The following is a 16882-nucleotide window of genomic DNA, read 5'->3' on the forward strand; positions in this document are numbered from 1 at the left end:
CCGGTCGGTTCGAGCGGGCGAGCGCGCGACGGGCGGACGCCCAGCGCGCGCCCGCCCCAGGGAGGTGACCGCTGATGTCGGACAAGGAGACGAACGTCTTCGAGCGCATCGAGAGCGAGAACGTCGCGCAGATGTCCCGCCGGGAGCAGTGGGCCGACGTCTACGACTCCTGGCTCGTGACGCCGTTCGAGATCATCTGGGAGGACACCCGGACGAAGGTCGGCTCGATCATCCTCCTGGGCTACGTCCTGATGGGAACGCTCGGCGTGGTGATCACGCGGCCGCCGGAGCTGAACGACGGGCCGGCCTATCTCGGCGCGTTCAACTCCGACTACGTCATCCAGCCGCTCGGGATCCCCGAGTTCACGGTTTTCGGCTGGACGTACACGGGGATCTGGAAGTTCCCCCTCGGGACCAACAACTGGGGAGTCGGCATCATGGAGCAGGCCGTCCACGCGACGCCGGACATGCTGCTGATGGCGCTGGCCGGCGGCGGGTTCATGACCGTCGTCGCGGTCCTGACCGGAACTCTCGCCGGGTACAAACGCGGGCTCGTCGGGCGGGCGATCCTCACCGCGATCGACATCCAGATCACGATCCCGGGGCTGCCGCTGCTGATCGTCGTCGCGGTGGCGCTCTCGCCCAGCAACCCGATCCTCGTCGGAATCTTGCTGAGCATCGACGGCTGGCCGAACCTGGCCCGCTCGCTGTACTCGCAGGTCATCTCGACCCGCGAGGAGTCCTACGTCGAGGCCTCGCGGACCATCGGGCTCGGCTCCGGGTCGATCATCCGCGACGACATCCTGCCGAGCGTGATGCCCTACGTCATGATCAACTTCATGCGCAACACCGTCCGGGTCATCCACGCCTCGGTGGCGCTGTACTTCCTCGGGGCGCTCCCGTTAACGCGTAACAACTGGGGGATCATGCTGAACAAGGCGTTCGACTACGTCTCCCTGCTCACGCTGGACAACATGAACTGGATCCTCGTCCCGATCGCCCTCATCGGGGGACTCGGGTTCTCGACGATCCTCCTGTCGCAGGGGCTCGACCGACTGTTCAACCCGCGCGTCCGCGCTCGCCACTCCGACGACGACGACACCATCGCCTCGTTCGACTGAGCGCGCCGACCGCGCTTCGCCCCGTTTTCCCTCGTCCGTCACGATTCGCCGGGTCGGCTCCGTCGGCCCGGTCGAGGCGGCGTTTCGACCCCGGAACTTCCGCAGGATAGATAATGTCGGCCCGTGAGAGGGCACGTATGGACGACGAGACGGCACGCCGGATCTGCGAGTGGGCGCCGGTGTGGCCCGCCTACCTCGCGATCAACCTCGTGTTACTCGTACTGCTGGGGATCTCGCTCGCGTTCATCGAGTGGTCGCTGGACTCCCAGGCGTTCGTCATCTCGATCCTGGCGCTCGCGGTCGTCCTCGGCAGCATCGTCCTGTTCGGCGGCATGCTCGTCTGGTGCCGACAGTACCGCGGCGTCAGGACCGTCGAGTCGTCGACCCAGGACTGAATTCGAGGGTTCTTTCTCTCGCTCTCCGGGAGTCCGGATGGACTGGCACTCACGCGTCTCGTCGCTCCGCCCTGCCACGCTCGCCTCGCGGCCCACGCACCTCCCGGAACCCACCCGGTCAGCCCGGCCGCTCACGAGCGTCTCGGTCGGGTCACAGCGGGAGCCGCTCGGTCGTGGCGGAGTTCGATGGACGTGCAGACAGTCGAGCGGGCCGGCGCTCCTCGGAGGGATATCGAACGCGGAAAACCGACTTCGGACGTGGAAAGACGACTTCGAACCGCGAACTGGCGACAGCGAGCCGCTCGCGTGTCTCGATGGTCGTTACTGGTCGGTGGGAACGTACTGGCCCTTGAAGCCGCGGATAGCGTGGCGGCCGCGGACGCCCATCGAGACGGGGCTGTCCTCGGTGGCCGTGTACAGCGTCTCGTTCGGGCCCGGCCACTCGAAGTTCGCGGTGTTGAAGCGGTCGATGGAAACCCCCGGCAACAGCGGGATCCCCGGGAGGTGGTAGGAGGCCGCCCAGATGGCCTTCTTCCCCAGCGTCGCGCGCTCCTCGCTGTCGTCCATGCCGCTGGTCTGGATGGTCTCCTGGGCCGTGTCGGCGTTGAACGTCTCGACCACGTCGCCGGTCATGTCCCCGATCTCGGGGATCTCGTACTTGCCCGGGGGGTTGTGGCGCTTCCACGCCCAGGAGTTGCCGTACGAGCTGAGCATCTCCGCGGACTCCAGATCCGGCGGGACCATCCCGGTGTAGACGTAGTTGTGACAGATGCTGTACCCGTTGTTGAACAGGTCGTTGATGAACTTCGTCTCGGACTCGGAGGACACCTCGGCCTGGACGCCGACCGCCCGCAGGTTGTCCCGCATCGTGACGCCGAAGACCGTCTCCGTGTTCGGGACCTGGATGGTCGGCGCGAACGGCTCGCCGTTCGGCTTGACCCACGTGTCGCCGTCCTGGGAGAGGCCGCCGGCGCGGAACGCCGCCTTGGCTTTCTCGGGCTGGTGGCTGGAGCCGTAGTCGGGCAGTGCCTCCCACAGGTCGGGGTAGTACTCCTGGATGAGCGAGGCCTCGCCGAAGGTCGTCTTCTCCAGCGTGCCGACCTGTTCCGCGAGGCGCTCGCCGCGGAAGTTCTTGAAGATCTGCATCCCGTCGACCGCGTGCGCGAAGCCCTGGCGGAGTTTCGCGATCGACTGCGACGCGGTGTCGCCCTCGACTTTCATCAGGTCGTTGATCTCGCCGGCGTAGTTGATCATGAAGCCGCGGCCCTGTTGGCGCGACTGTACGCGGGCGGTGATCCCGTCGGGGATGGAGTCGAGGCCGCGCGAGGCCGGGTAGCCGTCGTTGGCGTAGTCGATCCGGTCCTGTTCGAGGCCCTGCTGCATCGCGTTGCCGGCGCCGGTCGCCTTGATCACCTGGGCCCTGTTCCAGTTGTTGTTCATCTCCTCGGACTCGGCGAGCCAGTGGCCCTCGACCCGGCGCAGGTCGAGCCGCTGGGGCGAGGCGTTGTCGATGTACCACGCGCCGGCGCTGATCGCGGTGCCGTCGGTGGGCTTGCTGTGGTTGATGATGTCCTCCTTGATGCTCTCGGCCTCGTCGCCCGATGCTGACTGGAGGTCCTCCCACATCGAGGCCAGCTCACCGTCGCGGTAGATGTAGGCGAACGGCTGTCCCGGCGGGAACAGCTCGATGTTCTGGGAGTGGGCGTCCCCGATGTTGAACACGAGCGTCTTGTCGTCGGGTGTCTCGACGCTCTCGACCTGCGGGGCGCGCAGGCCCAGCAGCTTCTCGGAGTGGCGCATGTCCCACTGCAGCTTGAGGTCCTCCGACGTGAGCTCGCCGAGGATCTCGCTGCCGCGGTGCCAGTAGACGTTATCGCGGATATTGAACGTGTACGTGCCCGCGTCGGCGTCGAACTCGATGCTCTCGCAGTCCATCCCCTCGGTCACGATGGTGCTGTGGGTCGTACTCGGCTCGAAGAGGCAGGCGTGGAAGGGGTATCGCAGCGTGTAACTCCACTTGGGGTGGAGCGGACTCATCTGCATGGCCGACAGGTCCGCGTCGGTGCGGAACCAGCGGAACGTCTGGTCGGTGTCCTGCATGCCGCCCGAAGACGTGGACGTGTCGCCGCCCCCGCCTCCGCCGTCGCTGCTTCCGTCACCGCCGTCGCCGCCGTCGCTGGTCCCATCGACCGACCCGCCGTCCGAACACCCGGCGAGCCCACCGACCGCCGTCATCCCCGCGGCGGCCAGGAGCCGCCGCCGATTGACGGTCACTCCGCCCTCACTCGCGGAGCTGTCGTCGTCGCTGCCATCACTGGTACTATTGACCATGACATACCTGTCTAAACCATCAGTGAAATACTTTTTGTAAGTTTTTGGGTATATGCCCTCTCGGACGGCGAAACGGCCCGCTGGGGCGTCCGTTCCAGCGGGGGAGTGTTCGGTGGCGGTCGGGCGGGGTCGGTTCCGGGGCTCGACTGCCCGGCAAGCACGACACCGAGACGGACGACGGCGTCCGGGCGCGAAACCCGGTGCATCACAAAGTATTAATCACTTCAATAAGTTATTGAGGATAGTAACCCGGCGAAACTGACACTCGCTATCATGAAAGCAATTATACATACCGGCGCGCGTTCGGTGGAGTTACAGGAACTGGAGCGCCCGTCGATCGACCCCGACGAAGTGCTCGTGAACGTCCATTCGGCCGGTGTCTGCGGGAGCGATGCCCACGCCTACGAGTACGACAACGGCTACGAGTGGATCCAGATACCGCGTATCATGGGTCACGAGTACTCCGGTGAGGTCGTCGAGGTCGGTGCGGACGTGGACGCGTTTCGAGCCGGGGACAAGATCATCGAGGAGCCGATCCACGACTGCGGCGACTGTTTTCAGTGCAAGAACGGCCAGCCCAACGTCTGTCAGAACTTCTCTATCACCGGTATGCACCGCGACGGGGCCTACGCGGAGTACGTCGCCGTCGACCCGTCGAACCTCCACGCGGTCCCCGAGGCCGTCCCGCTCCGCCACGCCGCGATCACGGAGCCGACGAGCATCGCTACCCGGGCCGTCCTCGACCAGTCGACGACGAGGCCCGGCGACGACGTCCTCGTCGAGGGACCGGGCCCGATCGGGGTGCTCATCGCGACCGTCGCCGACTCGCTGGGCGCCAACGTCGTCGTCTCCGGTCTCGACCAGGACGCCGAGTACCGGCTCCCGCTGTTGAACGATCTGGGCATCGAGACGATCAACGTGCAGGCCGAGAGCCTCGACGGACGGACGGACGCGGTGACCGGCGGCCGGGGGTTCGACGTCGTCTTCGACTCGACCGGCCACCACTCCGGCATCGGGACCGCCGTCGAGCAGGTACGGAAGGGCGGACAGATCGTCGTCGTCGGGATCCCCAACGACACCAGCGAGGTCACGCTCACGTCGGTGGTCCGCGGCGAGGTCGACGTCAACACCTCCTACGGCTCGACCTGGTCGAACTTCGAACAGGCGCTCCGGCTGATGGAGCGCGGCGAGATCCCGGTCGACGAGATCATCGACACCTCCTACGGGACCGGCGACCCCTCGGACGCCTTCGAGGCGTTTCTCAACGGCGAAACCTGCAAACCGGTCTTCCAGTTCTCCGCCTGACCTCCGCCGACTCGCGACGGACCCGAGGGCGTGGTTCGCAGGGTACGTGCCCGTCTGACGGAAAGATTTTAGCCCCGGTGGCGGGACGATAGGGACGACGCAATGGAGATAACAGACGTATCAGCGACCAAGATCGGGAGCGAGTCGTGGGGAGAGTTCGTCGAGTTCCCGCTCGTGACCGTGCTGAGCAAGTACGACGAGTACAACAACGCGACGGGCGACAACCCCGACGCTCGCCGCGACTGGATGGGTCCGGTCGGCGACGTGGTCGTCGAGGTGGAGACCGACGCCGGGATCACTGGCGTCGGTCACGGCAACTGGGCGACCGGCGCCATCGAGACCATCGTCGACGAGACGCTCTCGAAGCTCGTCGTCGGCGAGGACCCCAGCGAGCGCGAGCGGCTCTGGGACATCATGTACCGGGCGACGATCCCGTTCGGCCGCAAGGGCGCGGCCGTCGAGGCCATCAGCGCCGTCGACCTCGCGCTGTGGGACATCGCCGGCAAGGAGGCCGACAAACCGGTCTACGAGCTGCTCGGCGGCCCCACGACCGACGAGATCCCCTGCTACGCCAGCAACCTCCACCCCGTCGACATGGAGACGCTGGCCGAGGAGGCCCAGGAGTACGCCGAGGCCGGGTTCGACGCGATGAAGCTCCGCTTCCGGCACGGCCCCGAGGCCGGCCGCGCCGGCATGAAGGAAAACGAGGAGATCGTCAGGACCGTCCGCGAGGCGGTCGGCGACGAGATCGAGATCGCCGCCGACGCGTACATGGGCTGGACGGTCAAGTACGCCAAGCGGATGCTCGACCGCCTCGGGAAGTACGACATGGCGTGGGTCGAGGAGCCGGTCATCCCCGACGACATCGACGGCTACGCCGAGATCCGCGAGGCCGCGCCGATGCCGATCTCCGGCGGCGAACACGAGTTCACCCGCTGGGGCCACAAGGAACTGCTCGAGCGGGAGGCCGTCGACATCCTCCAGCCCGACGTGCATCGCTGCGGCGGGCTGACCGAACTCCTGCGCATCGACGCCATGGCGAGTGCTCACGACGTGCCTGTGATCCCCCACACGGGGACGAACCCCCACCTGCACTTCATCGCCGCGTCGACGAACGCGCCGATGGCCGAGTACTTCCCCATCCCGCAGTGGTACCAGGACCGCCAGGAAGAGAAGGACTCGACCTACGCCGACGCCATCTACGCGAACCCGCCGGACGCCGAGGACGGCGCCGTCCCCCTGCCCGACGGCGTCGGTCTCAGCTCCGAACTCAACCGCGAGGCGATCGAACACTACGCGGTCGAGTGACCATGTCGGAGATCAGCTTCGAGTACAACGCGCCGGTGTTCGCCGGCGCGCCCGAGAACGGGAGCGAGCCGGTCCACCGCGACACCCCCAGCTACGAGCGCCTCGACTGGGCGGAGACGAAAGCCGGGGTCCTGAAGGCCGAGGCGCTGGGCTTCGACGCCGTCTGGGCGCCCGACCACCTCATGCTCGGCCGCGACCGCGCCGAGTACGAGTGTTGGACCCTGCTGTCGGCCATCGCGGGGTTCACCGAGGACGTGAACGTCGGCTCGCTCGTGCTGTGCAACGACTACCGCAACCCCGCGCTGGTCGCGAAGATGGCCGCCACGCTCGACGTGGTCTCGGAGGGCCGGCTCGAACTCGGCCTCGGCGCCGGCTGGCACGACCCAGAGTACGACGCCTACGGCTGGGAGTACCGCGACGGCTTCGAGCGCCTCATGCGCCTCGACGAGTCGATCCGGCTGCTGAAGCGGATGTGGGCGGCCGGCGGCGACGGCGCGAGCTTCGACGGCGACCACTATCGGATCGAGGACGCCCCCTGCGCGCCGGCACCGGTGCAGGACCCGCACCCGCCGATCCTCGTCGGCGGGCAGGGCGAGGAGGTCACGCTGAAACTCGTCGCGAAGCACGCCGACGTGTGGAACACGGACGTGTTCAACGGCGACGTGGCGACGCTGGAACACAAGATCGGCGTCATCGAGGACCACTGCGAGACGGTCGGTCGCGACCCGGGCGAGATCGAGTACTCTTGGGACGGCCACGTCCTCTGCACCCGCGACGAGGCGAAACTCGACCGGTTGCTCGACGTGATGTTGCCGATCCAGTTCGAGTCGGAGTACACCGACCGGCCGGACATCGCGACCGAGGCGGACGCCCGCGAGTACTTCGTCATGGGGACGCCCGAGGAGTGCGCGGCGGCCATCGAGGAGCGGATCGAGGCCGGCGTGACGAAGTTCCAGGGCTGGTTCGTCGACTTCCCCGACCACGACGGGATGGAACTGTTCGCCGACGAGGTCGTCCCGCAGTTCGACTGAGCGCCGAGAGACGCACCGGGAACGCGTCGACGGCGTCCGTGGCGCGACCGCTCCCGCACGACCCCCGCCCACACCCGTGGTCCACCGACCGGGCCTGCTCCGACACCGGGGCCGGCCGTCCGAACCACCGGAACTATTAAATCTGTTTGGCTGGACTACTACGGTAGATGAGCACAAGTGTCGACCTCGATCGGTACCGTGGGGACAGCCGCGTCAGGAAGCTGATCACGGAGAACAGGGCCGTCGTCGGGGTGGCCGCGCTCCTCGTCGTCCTCTCGCTCCTCGCGGTGGGTGTCAACGCCGCCGGGTTCCCCGCCATCGCGGGGATGCTGGTCTCCTGGAACGTCCTCGTCACCGGCGTCCTCTTCGTGTTCGCCGTCCTCCCGCTGTACGCGATCCGGTTCCTCCCGTCGTACCACAAGTTCTAATCCCGCCTGACCTTCTCCCGCTGGCGCACCTGTTCGGCGGCGCGTAGGTCCCCGTCGACGCTCGCCGCGAGCGTCGTCCCGGTGGCTGCCGGCTCGGCGGCTCACCGGTTCCAGCCCCTCGATCCGCGGCGATCGGCCTCTCGGAACGATCGGTTTTAAGCCGATGTATTCCGACGAGCGAGTATGCACGGCCTCAATGGTAGCCAGCACCGGCGAGAAGAGTCCGTCGTGATCGGCTTCGTCGGCGGCGGGAGCCGCGACTGGGCGGAGAAACTGATGAACCTGCTCGCGCTCACCGAGGAGTTCGGGGGAACTGTCCGGCTGTACGACCTCGACTACGAGAGCGCGCGGACGAACGCGGAACTCGGGCGGAAAATCCAGCGCCAGGAGGCGGCGGTCGGCGACTGGAGCTACGAGGCCGTCGAGACGCTGGAGGCGGCGCTCGACGGCGCGGATTTCGTGGTCTGCTCGACGCAAGATCCCCCGAGCGAGACGTTCGCCCACGACCTCGACGTCCCCCAAGAGTACGGGCTCCACCAGACGGTCGGCGATACGGTCGGGCCGGGCGGGACCTTCCGGGCGCTGCGGTCGATCCCCCAGTACCGCGAGATCGCCGCGGCGGTGCGCGAACACTGCCCCGACGCCTGGGTGTTCAACTTCACCAACCCCATGACCGTCTGCACCCGCACGCTCTACGAGGAGTACCCCGACATCAACGCCGTCGGCATCTGTCACGAGGTGTACCACGTCCAGGAGTGGCTGGCCGACCTCGCCGCCGAACACCTCGATATCGACGAACCCGCCTACGAGGAGGTCGACGTGACCGTGAAGGGGGTCAACCACTTCACCTGGATCGACGAGGCGACGCTGGGCGGGCGGGACCTCTTCGAGGCCGTCGACGCCGAACTCGCGACGCGGGATCCCCCGTCGTACGAGCCCGGTGACCCGGCGATCGCGGACATGAGCGTCTACGGCACCAATCACGAGGTCACTCTCGACCTGTACCGCCGCTACGGGATCCTCCCCGCGGCGGGTGACCGGCATCTCGTCGAGTTCGTGCCGTGGTATCTCGACCCCGTCGAAGCGCCCGCGGACATCCACCGCTGGGGGATCAAGCTCACGCCCAGCAGTCACCGCGTCGAGAGCTGGCCCGAGGCCATGGCCGAGCGCGAGGCGATCCTGTCGGGCGAGGAGCCGGTCGATATCTCCCACCCGGGCGAGGAGATGGTGGACCTGATGACCGCGCTCCTGGGTCACGGCGCGGTCAAGACGAACGTCAACGTCCCGAACCAGGGGCAGTGTCCGGACCTCCCGGAGGGCGCCGTCGTCGAGACGAACGCGCTGCTCACCGAGGACTCGCTGACGCCCCTGACCGCCGGTACCCTCCCGGCGCCGGTCCGTAGTCTCGTCGAGACCCACGTCACCAACCAGGAGACGCTGGTCGAGGCCGGCTTCGCGGGCGATCTCGACCTGGCCTTTCGCGCGTTCCGCAACGAACCGCTCGTGACGCTCGACCCCGCCGACATCGAGGCGCTGTTCGCCGACCTCGTCGAGGCCGAACGCGACTATCTCGACGCCTACGACATCGCCGGCGCCGACGTGCTCCACTGACGGCGCGCCGTGTCGCTGGTGTCCACCGTCTGACTATGCCCGCGTTCCGGCCTCACGCTTCCTCGTCGACCGCCGCCTCGGCGGACGGGCGGTCTCGCGTGCGATCGGCGTTGTGGCTGTGGACCCACTCGCCGGGTTCGATGGGTGCGGTCGCCGTCCCGACCCCCTCGCCGTCCTTGCGGACCGTCTCGCCGGCGTCGATCGACACGAGTGCGAACTCGTGTCCGGCGTCGATGTCCTCGACCAGTCTCACCGGTTCGCCGCCGATCCAGAACTGTCGCCCGGCGTCGAGGTCGTCCAGCGCGGTGACGACGTTGTCGCCCTCGGCCATGTAGACCGCGGCGTCGCCGACCGTCTCGCCGTTCATCGCGAGCCACCTCGGTACGGGGTCACGCGGGACCACCCCGTGTCGCGACCCCGGTGGCGTGGAAGCCGCCGATCGCGGCGCGGCTCGCGACCGCGTCGCCGATGTCCTTCGATGCGTCACTCACGATAGCCGTCCGACCGGATAGACGAGTCATTGGTGGGATTCGCGTGTTTCAGGTCGGCGCTCAGCCATTTGAATGTTTCTCACGTCGGGCGTTCGGCGGCCGCGGCGCGAGGCGAGGAGCGCGTGCCGGGAGCGGGTGAACTACACGACGGCGGTCCGGAACCGCGTGATCGCCGTCAGCACGGGGTAGGTCCAGTCGGCGTTCCCGTAGACGTAGTCACAGAGGTCGTGTCCGTCGGTCCCCGAGACGGGGTCCCGCCGCTGCACGAGCGCCTGTCGCTGCTGGGCGATCTCGTCGAGTTCGGGCTCGATCCCGACCGTCGCGGTCTCGGACCACGGCCCGCCGCAGTTCTCGACCAGGTCGTCGAGGGCTCGTCGACTCGCCTCGAGCGACGACCGCTCCCCGTCGAGTTGGTCGCACAGCCGTTCGCGCCCGTCGACCGCGTTGGCGACCGCGCTCGTCAGGGTCGACTTGTAGAACTCGGTGAACGCGGCGCCCGAGTTCCGGCGGAACCCCGCGGCCACGTCCGCCGTGAGCTCGGCCGCGACGTGTTCGACCAGCGACTCGCCGTACCGCTCCTCGTAGTGGTCGACGCTCATCACCGACTCGCGGAAGGCGCTTCGAAGCCGTTCGGTCCGGTTCGAGGGCGTGTCGACCAGCATCTGTCGCTGTCCCGGCTCGCTCGCGCTCGGCGTCTCCGTCTCGATGCCGGCGACGCGATCCCCGAACCGCGCGAACGCGCGCCGCTCCGCCTCCACCTCGGCGTGCTCCCGGTCGACGATCTCCGTCGCCGTCGACAGCGGCTCCAGCACGTGGTCCCGGAGCGACCGAACCACCGGGTCGTCCGCACGGCGGGAAGTTTCCATTATCGTGGTATACAGTCCCACGGTAAAAAGGTGTTGCGGCGGTCGCCGCGACCGGGGTTTCACTCGTGTCCGTTCGGCCGAGACGGCAGCGAAGGCTACCGGTCGGCGTCGACGCGCACGTCGCTGAACAGTCGTCGCTCCCCCGCGTCGAGCGGTCGTTTCTCGCCGCCGATATCGAACCGTTCGGTCGCCCGGATGTCCTCTGCGGAGCGGCCCGCGCGGAGTTCGTACGCGCCGGGGTGGACGGCCGGGCGCTCCGCCTCGTCGAGGAAGGAGAGTTGGGTCGCTCCGAGTTCGAGCGAAACCCCCACGCGCTCGCCCGGTTCGAGGAAGACCCGTCGGAAGCCCCGCAACTGCTGGACCGGTCTGACCAGCGGCGGGTGTCTGGCGTGGCTGTACCACTGGACGACCTCGTGACCCGCCCGGTCGCCGACGTTCTCGACCGTGACGCTCGCCTCGACGGTCCCGTCGGTCCCGATGGCGTCGGCGGACAGCTCGATATCGCCGTACTCGAAGCTCGTGTAGCTCTCGCCGTGGCCGAACGGGAACAGCGCGTCGCCGGGCGTGAAGACGTAGTCGTTGCGAACGTCGTTGGGTTTGCGCCCGTAGTGGACGGGGAGCTGCCCTGCGTCTCTGGGGAGCGACACCGGGAGCCGGCCGCTCGGGTTGTGGTCGCCGAACAGCACGTCCGCGACCCCGTTCCCGCCCTCCTCGCCTGGGAGCCACGCGTGGACGAGCGCGGACGCGCTATCGGCGACTGACTCCAGCGCGTGGGCCTTCCCGCTCAGGACGACGACGACTAGCGGCGTCCCCGTCTCGGCGACGGCCTCGACCAGCGCCGTCTGGACGCCCGGCAGCCCGAGGTCGGTCACGTCTCGCCCCTCCCCGCTGATGGAGACGGCGGGGCGCTCGGCGACCGCCTCGTCGGTGTCGCTGTGGTCGATCGTCGAGTTGCCCCCGACGAACGCCACCGCCACGTCGGCGTCCGCCGCCGCCTCCACCGCCGTCTCGATGTCTCCCGTATCGGGACCGGTGAGCGTGCATCCCGGCGCGTGCGTGACGCCCTCGGCGCCGAGACGGGCTTCGAGCCCGTCCAGCGGCGAGACGATGTCGATCCCGGCTTGTTCGTCCTCGAGCTCCGGAAAGTGCGCGAGGTAGGCGTAGTCGCCGAGCAGCCCCTCCGTCGCGTCCGCCTTGGGTCCGACGGCGGCGACCGCGGCGTCGTCGTCCAGCGGGAGCAGGTCGTCCCCGTCGGCGAGGAGCGTGACCGACTCGCGGGCGGCCCGCCGCGCGAGCGCCCGCTGGTCGTCGGTCTCGAAGGCCTCTGCGGCGGTTTCCGGGTCGGCCGGGTCGGCCTCGAAGAGCCCCTTGCGGACCTTGGTGCGGAGCACGCGCCGGACGGCCCTGTCGACGACCGCCTCGTCGAGGTCGCCGTCCTCGACGGCGCCGACGAGCTCCTCGTAGGCCTCGACGTTCGCGAGCTCCACGTCGATCCCCGCGCGGAGCGCCGCGACCGCGGCCTCGCGGTCGTCGGCGGCGACGCCGTGTTCGGTCCGGAGGTTGGTGACTGCGCCGTAGTCCGAGACGACCAGCCCGTCGAAGCCCCACTCCTCGCGGAGGCGGTCGGTGAGCAGACGGGTCGAACTCGCGCAGGGAACGCCGTCGATGTCGTGATACGCGTTCATCACGGACTCCGCGTCGGCCTCCCGGACGGCGGCTTCGAACGGGAAGAGATGCTCGCGCAACTCGCGCGGGCCCAGCGAGACCGACCCGCGGTTCTTCCCGCCGCTCGGAGCGCCGTGCCCGACGAAGTGCTTCGGCGTCGCGGCGACCCCGTCGGCGGGACCGTCGCCCTGGAGCCCCGAGACGTAGCCACAGACCATCCGGGCGACCAGGTACTGGTCCTCGCCGAAGGTCTCCTCGGTCCGCCCCCACCGGAGGTCGCGCGCCAGGTCGGCGACCGGTGAGAGGGCGTGCGCGACGCCGATCGACCGGAGCTGTCGGCGGATCTCGGTCGTGATCTCCTCGACGAGGGCCGGTTCCCACGTGCTCGCAAGACCGATCGACTGCGGGAACGTCGACCCGCCGGGACCCATGTACCCGCTGAGACACTCTTCGTGTGCGATCGCCGGGACCCCCAGCCGCGTCTCGTCGAGTATCGACTGGGCCTCTGCGACCGCCGCGGCGCCCTCTCGCGGCACGAAGTCGCCCTCGCCGCAGAGCCGGGTGAACTCGCCGATCCCGTCGGCGAGTCGGGACTCGGCGTACTCCCGGTCGAACTCGCCGTCGTCGAACAACTGCGACGGCGCCAGCCCGCCGAGCTGTGCGACTTTCTCGGCGAGTGTCATCCGTTCGAGGAGGTCGTTCACCCGGCGCTCGGTCGACAGGGTCGGGTCTCGGTACGGCGGACGCTCGGATCCCGTCATGACCTACTCCGCGACGGCCTCCAGCAAAAGTGATCTGGTCGGCGATCCGCCCGGAGCGGCCGCGACGAGGGCGAAGCCCATCCGGTCATAGCGGAAAAGTTTATCATCCCGAGGATTCGATCGTGAGGTATGGCAAACTCTGGCAAAGTCAACGCGGCGAAGATCTCCTTCGAGATCGTCGAAGCGCTCCGCGAACTCGACGGTGCCGGCGTCTCCGAAGTGGCCAGGTACCTGGACATGCCGACGAGTACCGTCCACGACCACCTCCAGACGCTCGAAGAGGAGGCCTACCTGATCAAGGAGGGGCGCACGTTCCACGTGAGCACGCGCTTCCTGCAACTGGGCGAGCACGCGCGCGACCGGAAGAAGGCCTTCGAGATCGCTCGCCCCGAGGTCGAGGATCTGGCGGAACAGACCGGCGAACACGCGAACCTCCTCGTCGAGGAACACGGCCTGGGGGGGTTCCTCTACAAGGCCTGTGGCTCCGAGGCGGTTCAGCTCGACACCCACGCCGGAATGCGCGTCCCGCTCCAGACGACGGCGCTCGGGAAGTCGATCATGGCGCAGCGGCCGACCGAAGAGGTCGAGGCGATCCTGGACCGACACGGGCTCCCGCAAGTGACCGAGAACACGGTCACTGACCGCGACGAACTGTTCGCGCAACTCGAAGAGATCCGTGAACGGGGGTACGCGTACGACGACGCCGAGCGCGTCAAGGGGATGCGTTGCGTCGCGGCGCCGATAACGGACGACGACGGTCGCGGCATCGCCGCCGTCAGTATCTCCGGCCCGAAGAGCAGGATGCGCGGCGACCGATTCACCGAGGAGGTCCCGGAGCTGGTCCTCAGGACCGCTAACGTCGTCGAGGTCAACCTCACCTACTCCTGAGCGGAGCGTCCGGTCTATCCGGAAGACAGTCGCGAGTGCGTTCGACTCGGTCGGCGCGCGAGGTCTCCGGATGCTCCGGTTTGTATGCTCTCTCGCTGTGGATCCGGAAACGTGAGACCGATCTGGGTCGACCGACGGATCTCTCCGCGCGGGCGCTATCACCCCACAGCGGCCGCGTTTCCGCTATTTCCGGAACGGTCGTAAGAATATTACAATCGTATGGGTGTAATCGCACGGTGGCGGGAACGGAGACGCGCCATACGGCGGCGCTCACAGGAGGGGTTCGGCGCCCTACATGCGCTCTGTTTCCGGGAGGGACGGAAAGAAGACGGGGATGCCGGAACTGGACCTCGGATCGCGGACCCGGTCCCGCTGGCGTCCCGATCCCGGTCGTCTCGAGATCGGTCGGGTGGCGGACCTCGTCCGCCGTGACGACCGCGTTCGAATGTCGCCTCACGGAGCCGGTCACCCCCGCATAGACGACCGGGTCGCACCCCGAAACGTAGTCCATCAAAAACAGACGCGATGACAGATTTGATCAATAAATATTTTCACTCGGAAAAATAGTCAACAGTGAGAAAAACAGCAGAGCAGTTTATTTAATTTTGTATATGTATCTCAAGAGTAAGATATGGATACATTACGATATTATTACCATTCAGCGTGGGCGCGTCTCGTCGATCGTTCACGATCAAGTAGACGCGTGTGTGTACGTCCTGGATCGGATCGATCTCCGAGCCAGAGCAGGTGTCGAAACCGCGATCCGTATCGAGGCCACGCGGATCAGTTTGTCTGGTCTCCGCCTTCCAGATCCGCGTACTTAACCGGTAGATGGACGAAATAGAACAGTGAGCCCCTCTCAAACGGCACCCGCCAGTGAACTCGACGAGAACCACGACGTGGCTGACGCCGGCTCTCTTGTCGGCGGATCCGGACTGTTCGAAGCTCCGTGTCTCCGGCACAGTTTCGGACCCGGGACGAACGCCACGGAGACCCCCACTAAACGAAAATATATATTTAGTTATATAGATGGAAAATGTAGAGGAATGTCAATTTGTTCCCAAGATAGAAACTACTGATCAGTTTTTAACCCTGTCACTTTCCCGTGGCATCGGTATCTCCGAATACGACCGAGGACGGAAAAGCCCCGGAAATATCGGTCGCCCGTCGTTCCAGGTCACTTCGACCGCGGGTTCACTCAGGTTCTCGCGAGGAGAACGAGTATCGAGACGGGGAGCCCATGTTCGAGACGACGGCGGTGACGTTCAGTCCGAGGTCGACGATGTCCCACGGCAGCGGCGCTATCGCACTCCCTCGCTGCGCGCGAGTTCGCGGTTGGGCTCCGTGGCGTCGACAGTCGACGCTTTCCACGTAGGGTCGCTCGGCCCGACGACCTCGATCGGTCGTTCACCGGCTCGCGCGCCACACTGTGTCGTCGATGTCCGAATGCGTCTCGCCCGAGTGGAGTCCTCACGTCGACCAGTTCTGCGAACCATTCGAAGCGCGACGGACACCGGACGGCCATGAAAATCTACTATCTCTATCCTATCTGCTTGAATTACAGCTGCGGTCGAGCCGACGCGGATCAGACGGGAAGCGGGCGGGAGTCCGGCCGCTCGGGGTCCGCGCAACGCCGTCGACGAACGGGCCCCTCGCAGTTCAGCACTAGGGACGGCTCTCGAGTCGGTCGAGCGGGTTATCGCTCCCGACATCGCCGTTCGTCGCCGGTTCGGTCCCGGTGGCGTCACCGAGAGACCGGTCGTCCGTCGACTCGTCCGCGGTGGTGGTCTCGTCACCCGAGTCGGGAACCGCGGTGTCGACCGGCCCGCCGGTTCCGTCCCGTCGCGATCGGCCCCAGATGATCGCCCCCGCAGCCCCGAGCGCGGCTGTCAGCCCCAGTACGAGAAGTGACGACGTCCCGTCCCCGCTCGAACCCGTTCGGGGGTCGGACGCGGTCCCCTGTGAGGCCGGCGACGGGTCGCGCGCCTCGCGCGCCACGACCTCCCGTTGCCCGCCGCTCCGGAGTCGGCGCACCACCGCGGAGCCCACCACTCCGAGAACGACACCGGCAACGAACGACTGTCCCCTGCTCGGGCCGTCGGCGCCCGTGGCTTCCGCAACCTTGCTGACCGCCGTGGCGGTGAGGTCACCGCCCGAGCCGATCGAGTCGGCCTCGCGTTGCTCGGTCGCTTCGAGTTCCTCGCTGCTCGCCGCGCGGAGCTTCGACTCCGCGGGCGTCCCCTCGTTGACGTGGCCCTCCAGGTCCCGGAAGAACTGGGTGACAAGTTTGTCGGCGACGCTCCCGATGGCGCGCTCGCCCAGGCTCGCGATGATGCCAGACACTTCGGCGCTGGCCTGCCACGAGACGGTCGTCGTCCCGTCGCCGTTGTCGTGGAGTTCCTGTGACGCGGTCGCCTTGAAGGAGTTCCTGCTCGCCTCGCCGGTCGCCTCGATCTCCAGTTCGTTGGGACGGTCGGCCGCCGTCACGATGCCCTCCACGTCGAAGGAGGGCTTGACGCTGCCGACCCCGACCGTGAGGCCGGCGACGATGCGCGACGGGCCCTCCAGCACCAGCTCGTTACAGCCCGGCGCGCAGTCCATGAGGATGTCGGGGTCGGTGAAGTACTTCCAGAGTTCCTCCGGCGTTCCGTCGACAGTGAACTCTCCGCTGAACTCCATCA

Annotated in this window: 13 protein-coding genes; 8 read left to right on the forward strand and 5 right to left on the reverse strand. The window is 67.3% G+C overall.

What is annotated here, in order from left to right; all coding sequences use genetic code 11:
• Positions 1–74 precede the first annotated feature (74 nt).
• The gene (locus C475_RS21330) at positions 75–1121 is read left to right on the forward strand and encodes an ABC transporter permease (protein ID WP_006885991.1); all 1047 of its coding nucleotides are present in this window, start codon (positions 75–77) and stop codon (positions 1119–1121) included.
• A 137-nt stretch (positions 1122–1258) separates the two neighbouring features.
• Positions 1259–1516 (forward strand): hypothetical protein, encoded by a 258-nt coding sequence (locus C475_RS21335; protein WP_006885992.1) that lies wholly within the window; start codon positions 1259–1261, stop codon positions 1514–1516.
• 321 nt (positions 1517–1837) lie between these two features.
• Here C475_RS21335 and C475_RS21340 read toward each other — a convergent pair whose 3' ends face one another.
• Entirely contained in the window at positions 1838–3847 is a 2010-nt protein-coding gene (locus tag C475_RS21340) for an ABC transporter substrate-binding protein (protein WP_006885993.1), read from the reverse strand.
• 273 nt (positions 3848–4120) lie between these two features.
• Between C475_RS21340 and C475_RS21345 the strand changes: the two genes are divergently transcribed.
• From C475_RS21345 to C475_RS21365, 5 genes are all read left to right on the forward strand, one after another.
• Positions 4121–5152, forward strand: a complete 1032-nt coding sequence (locus C475_RS21345) for a zinc-dependent alcohol dehydrogenase (protein WP_049931140.1) — start codon at positions 4121–4123, stop codon at positions 5150–5152.
• Positions 5153–5254: 102 nt separating this feature from the next.
• A complete protein-coding gene (locus tag C475_RS21350; protein ID WP_006885995.1) occupies positions 5255–6460 on the forward strand; it encodes an enolase C-terminal domain-like protein in 1206 nt (401 codons plus the stop codon).
• Between the two features lie 2 nt (positions 6461–6462).
• On the forward strand, positions 6463–7491 hold the full coding sequence (locus tag C475_RS21355; protein ID WP_006885996.1) for an LLM class flavin-dependent oxidoreductase: 1029 nt from the start codon (positions 6463–6465) through the stop codon (positions 7489–7491).
• Between the two features lie 167 nt (positions 7492–7658).
• The gene (locus tag C475_RS21360; protein WP_006885997.1) at positions 7659–7919 is read left to right on the forward strand and encodes a hypothetical protein; all 261 of its coding nucleotides are present in this window, start codon (positions 7659–7661) and stop codon (positions 7917–7919) included.
• A gap of 183 nt (positions 7920–8102) precedes the next feature.
• Positions 8103–9530 carry a family 4 glycosyl hydrolase gene (locus tag C475_RS21365; protein ID WP_006885998.1) on the forward strand — a complete coding sequence of 476 codons (1428 nt, stop codon included), beginning with the start codon at positions 8103–8105 and terminating at the stop codon, positions 9528–9530.
• Between the two features lie 52 nt (positions 9531–9582).
• Here the strand turns inward: C475_RS21365 and C475_RS21370 are convergent, their stop codons facing one another.
• The 3 genes from C475_RS21370 to C475_RS21380 all read right to left on the reverse strand — a co-directional run bounded on the left by C475_RS21370 (position 9583) and on the right by C475_RS21380 (position 13313).
• On the reverse strand, positions 9583–9897 hold the full coding sequence (locus C475_RS21370; protein WP_006885999.1) for a UxaA family hydrolase: 315 nt from the start codon (positions 9895–9897) through the stop codon (positions 9583–9585).
• A gap of 264 nt (positions 9898–10161) precedes the next feature.
• On the reverse strand, positions 10162–10887 hold the full coding sequence (locus C475_RS21375; RefSeq protein ID WP_049931143.1) for a DUF7260 family protein: 726 nt from the start codon (positions 10885–10887) through the stop codon (positions 10162–10164).
• Positions 10888–10982: 95 nt separating this feature from the next.
• Positions 10983–13313: a glycoside hydrolase family 3 N-terminal domain-containing protein gene (locus C475_RS21380; RefSeq protein WP_006886001.1), complete on the reverse strand. Its 2331-nt coding sequence runs from the start codon at positions 13311–13313 to the stop codon at positions 10983–10985.
• Positions 13314–13442: 129 nt separating this feature from the next.
• Between C475_RS21380 and C475_RS21385 the strand changes: the two genes are divergently transcribed.
• On the forward strand, positions 13443–14201 hold the full coding sequence (locus C475_RS21385) for an IclR family transcriptional regulator (RefSeq protein WP_006886002.1): 759 nt from the start codon (positions 13443–13445) through the stop codon (positions 14199–14201).
• A 1665-nt stretch (positions 14202–15866) separates the two neighbouring features.
• Here the strand turns inward: C475_RS21385 and C475_RS22645 are convergent.
• A complete protein-coding gene (locus C475_RS22645; protein WP_006886003.1) occupies positions 15867–16880 on the reverse strand; it encodes a CoxG family protein in 1014 nt (337 codons plus the stop codon).
• Positions 16881–16882 lie beyond the last annotated feature (2 nt).

Origin of the sequence: Halosimplex carlsbadense 2-9-1, from assembly GCF_000337455.1 — an archaeon.
Taxonomy (GTDB): domain Archaea; phylum Halobacteriota; class Halobacteria; order Halobacteriales; family Haloarculaceae; genus Halosimplex; species Halosimplex carlsbadense.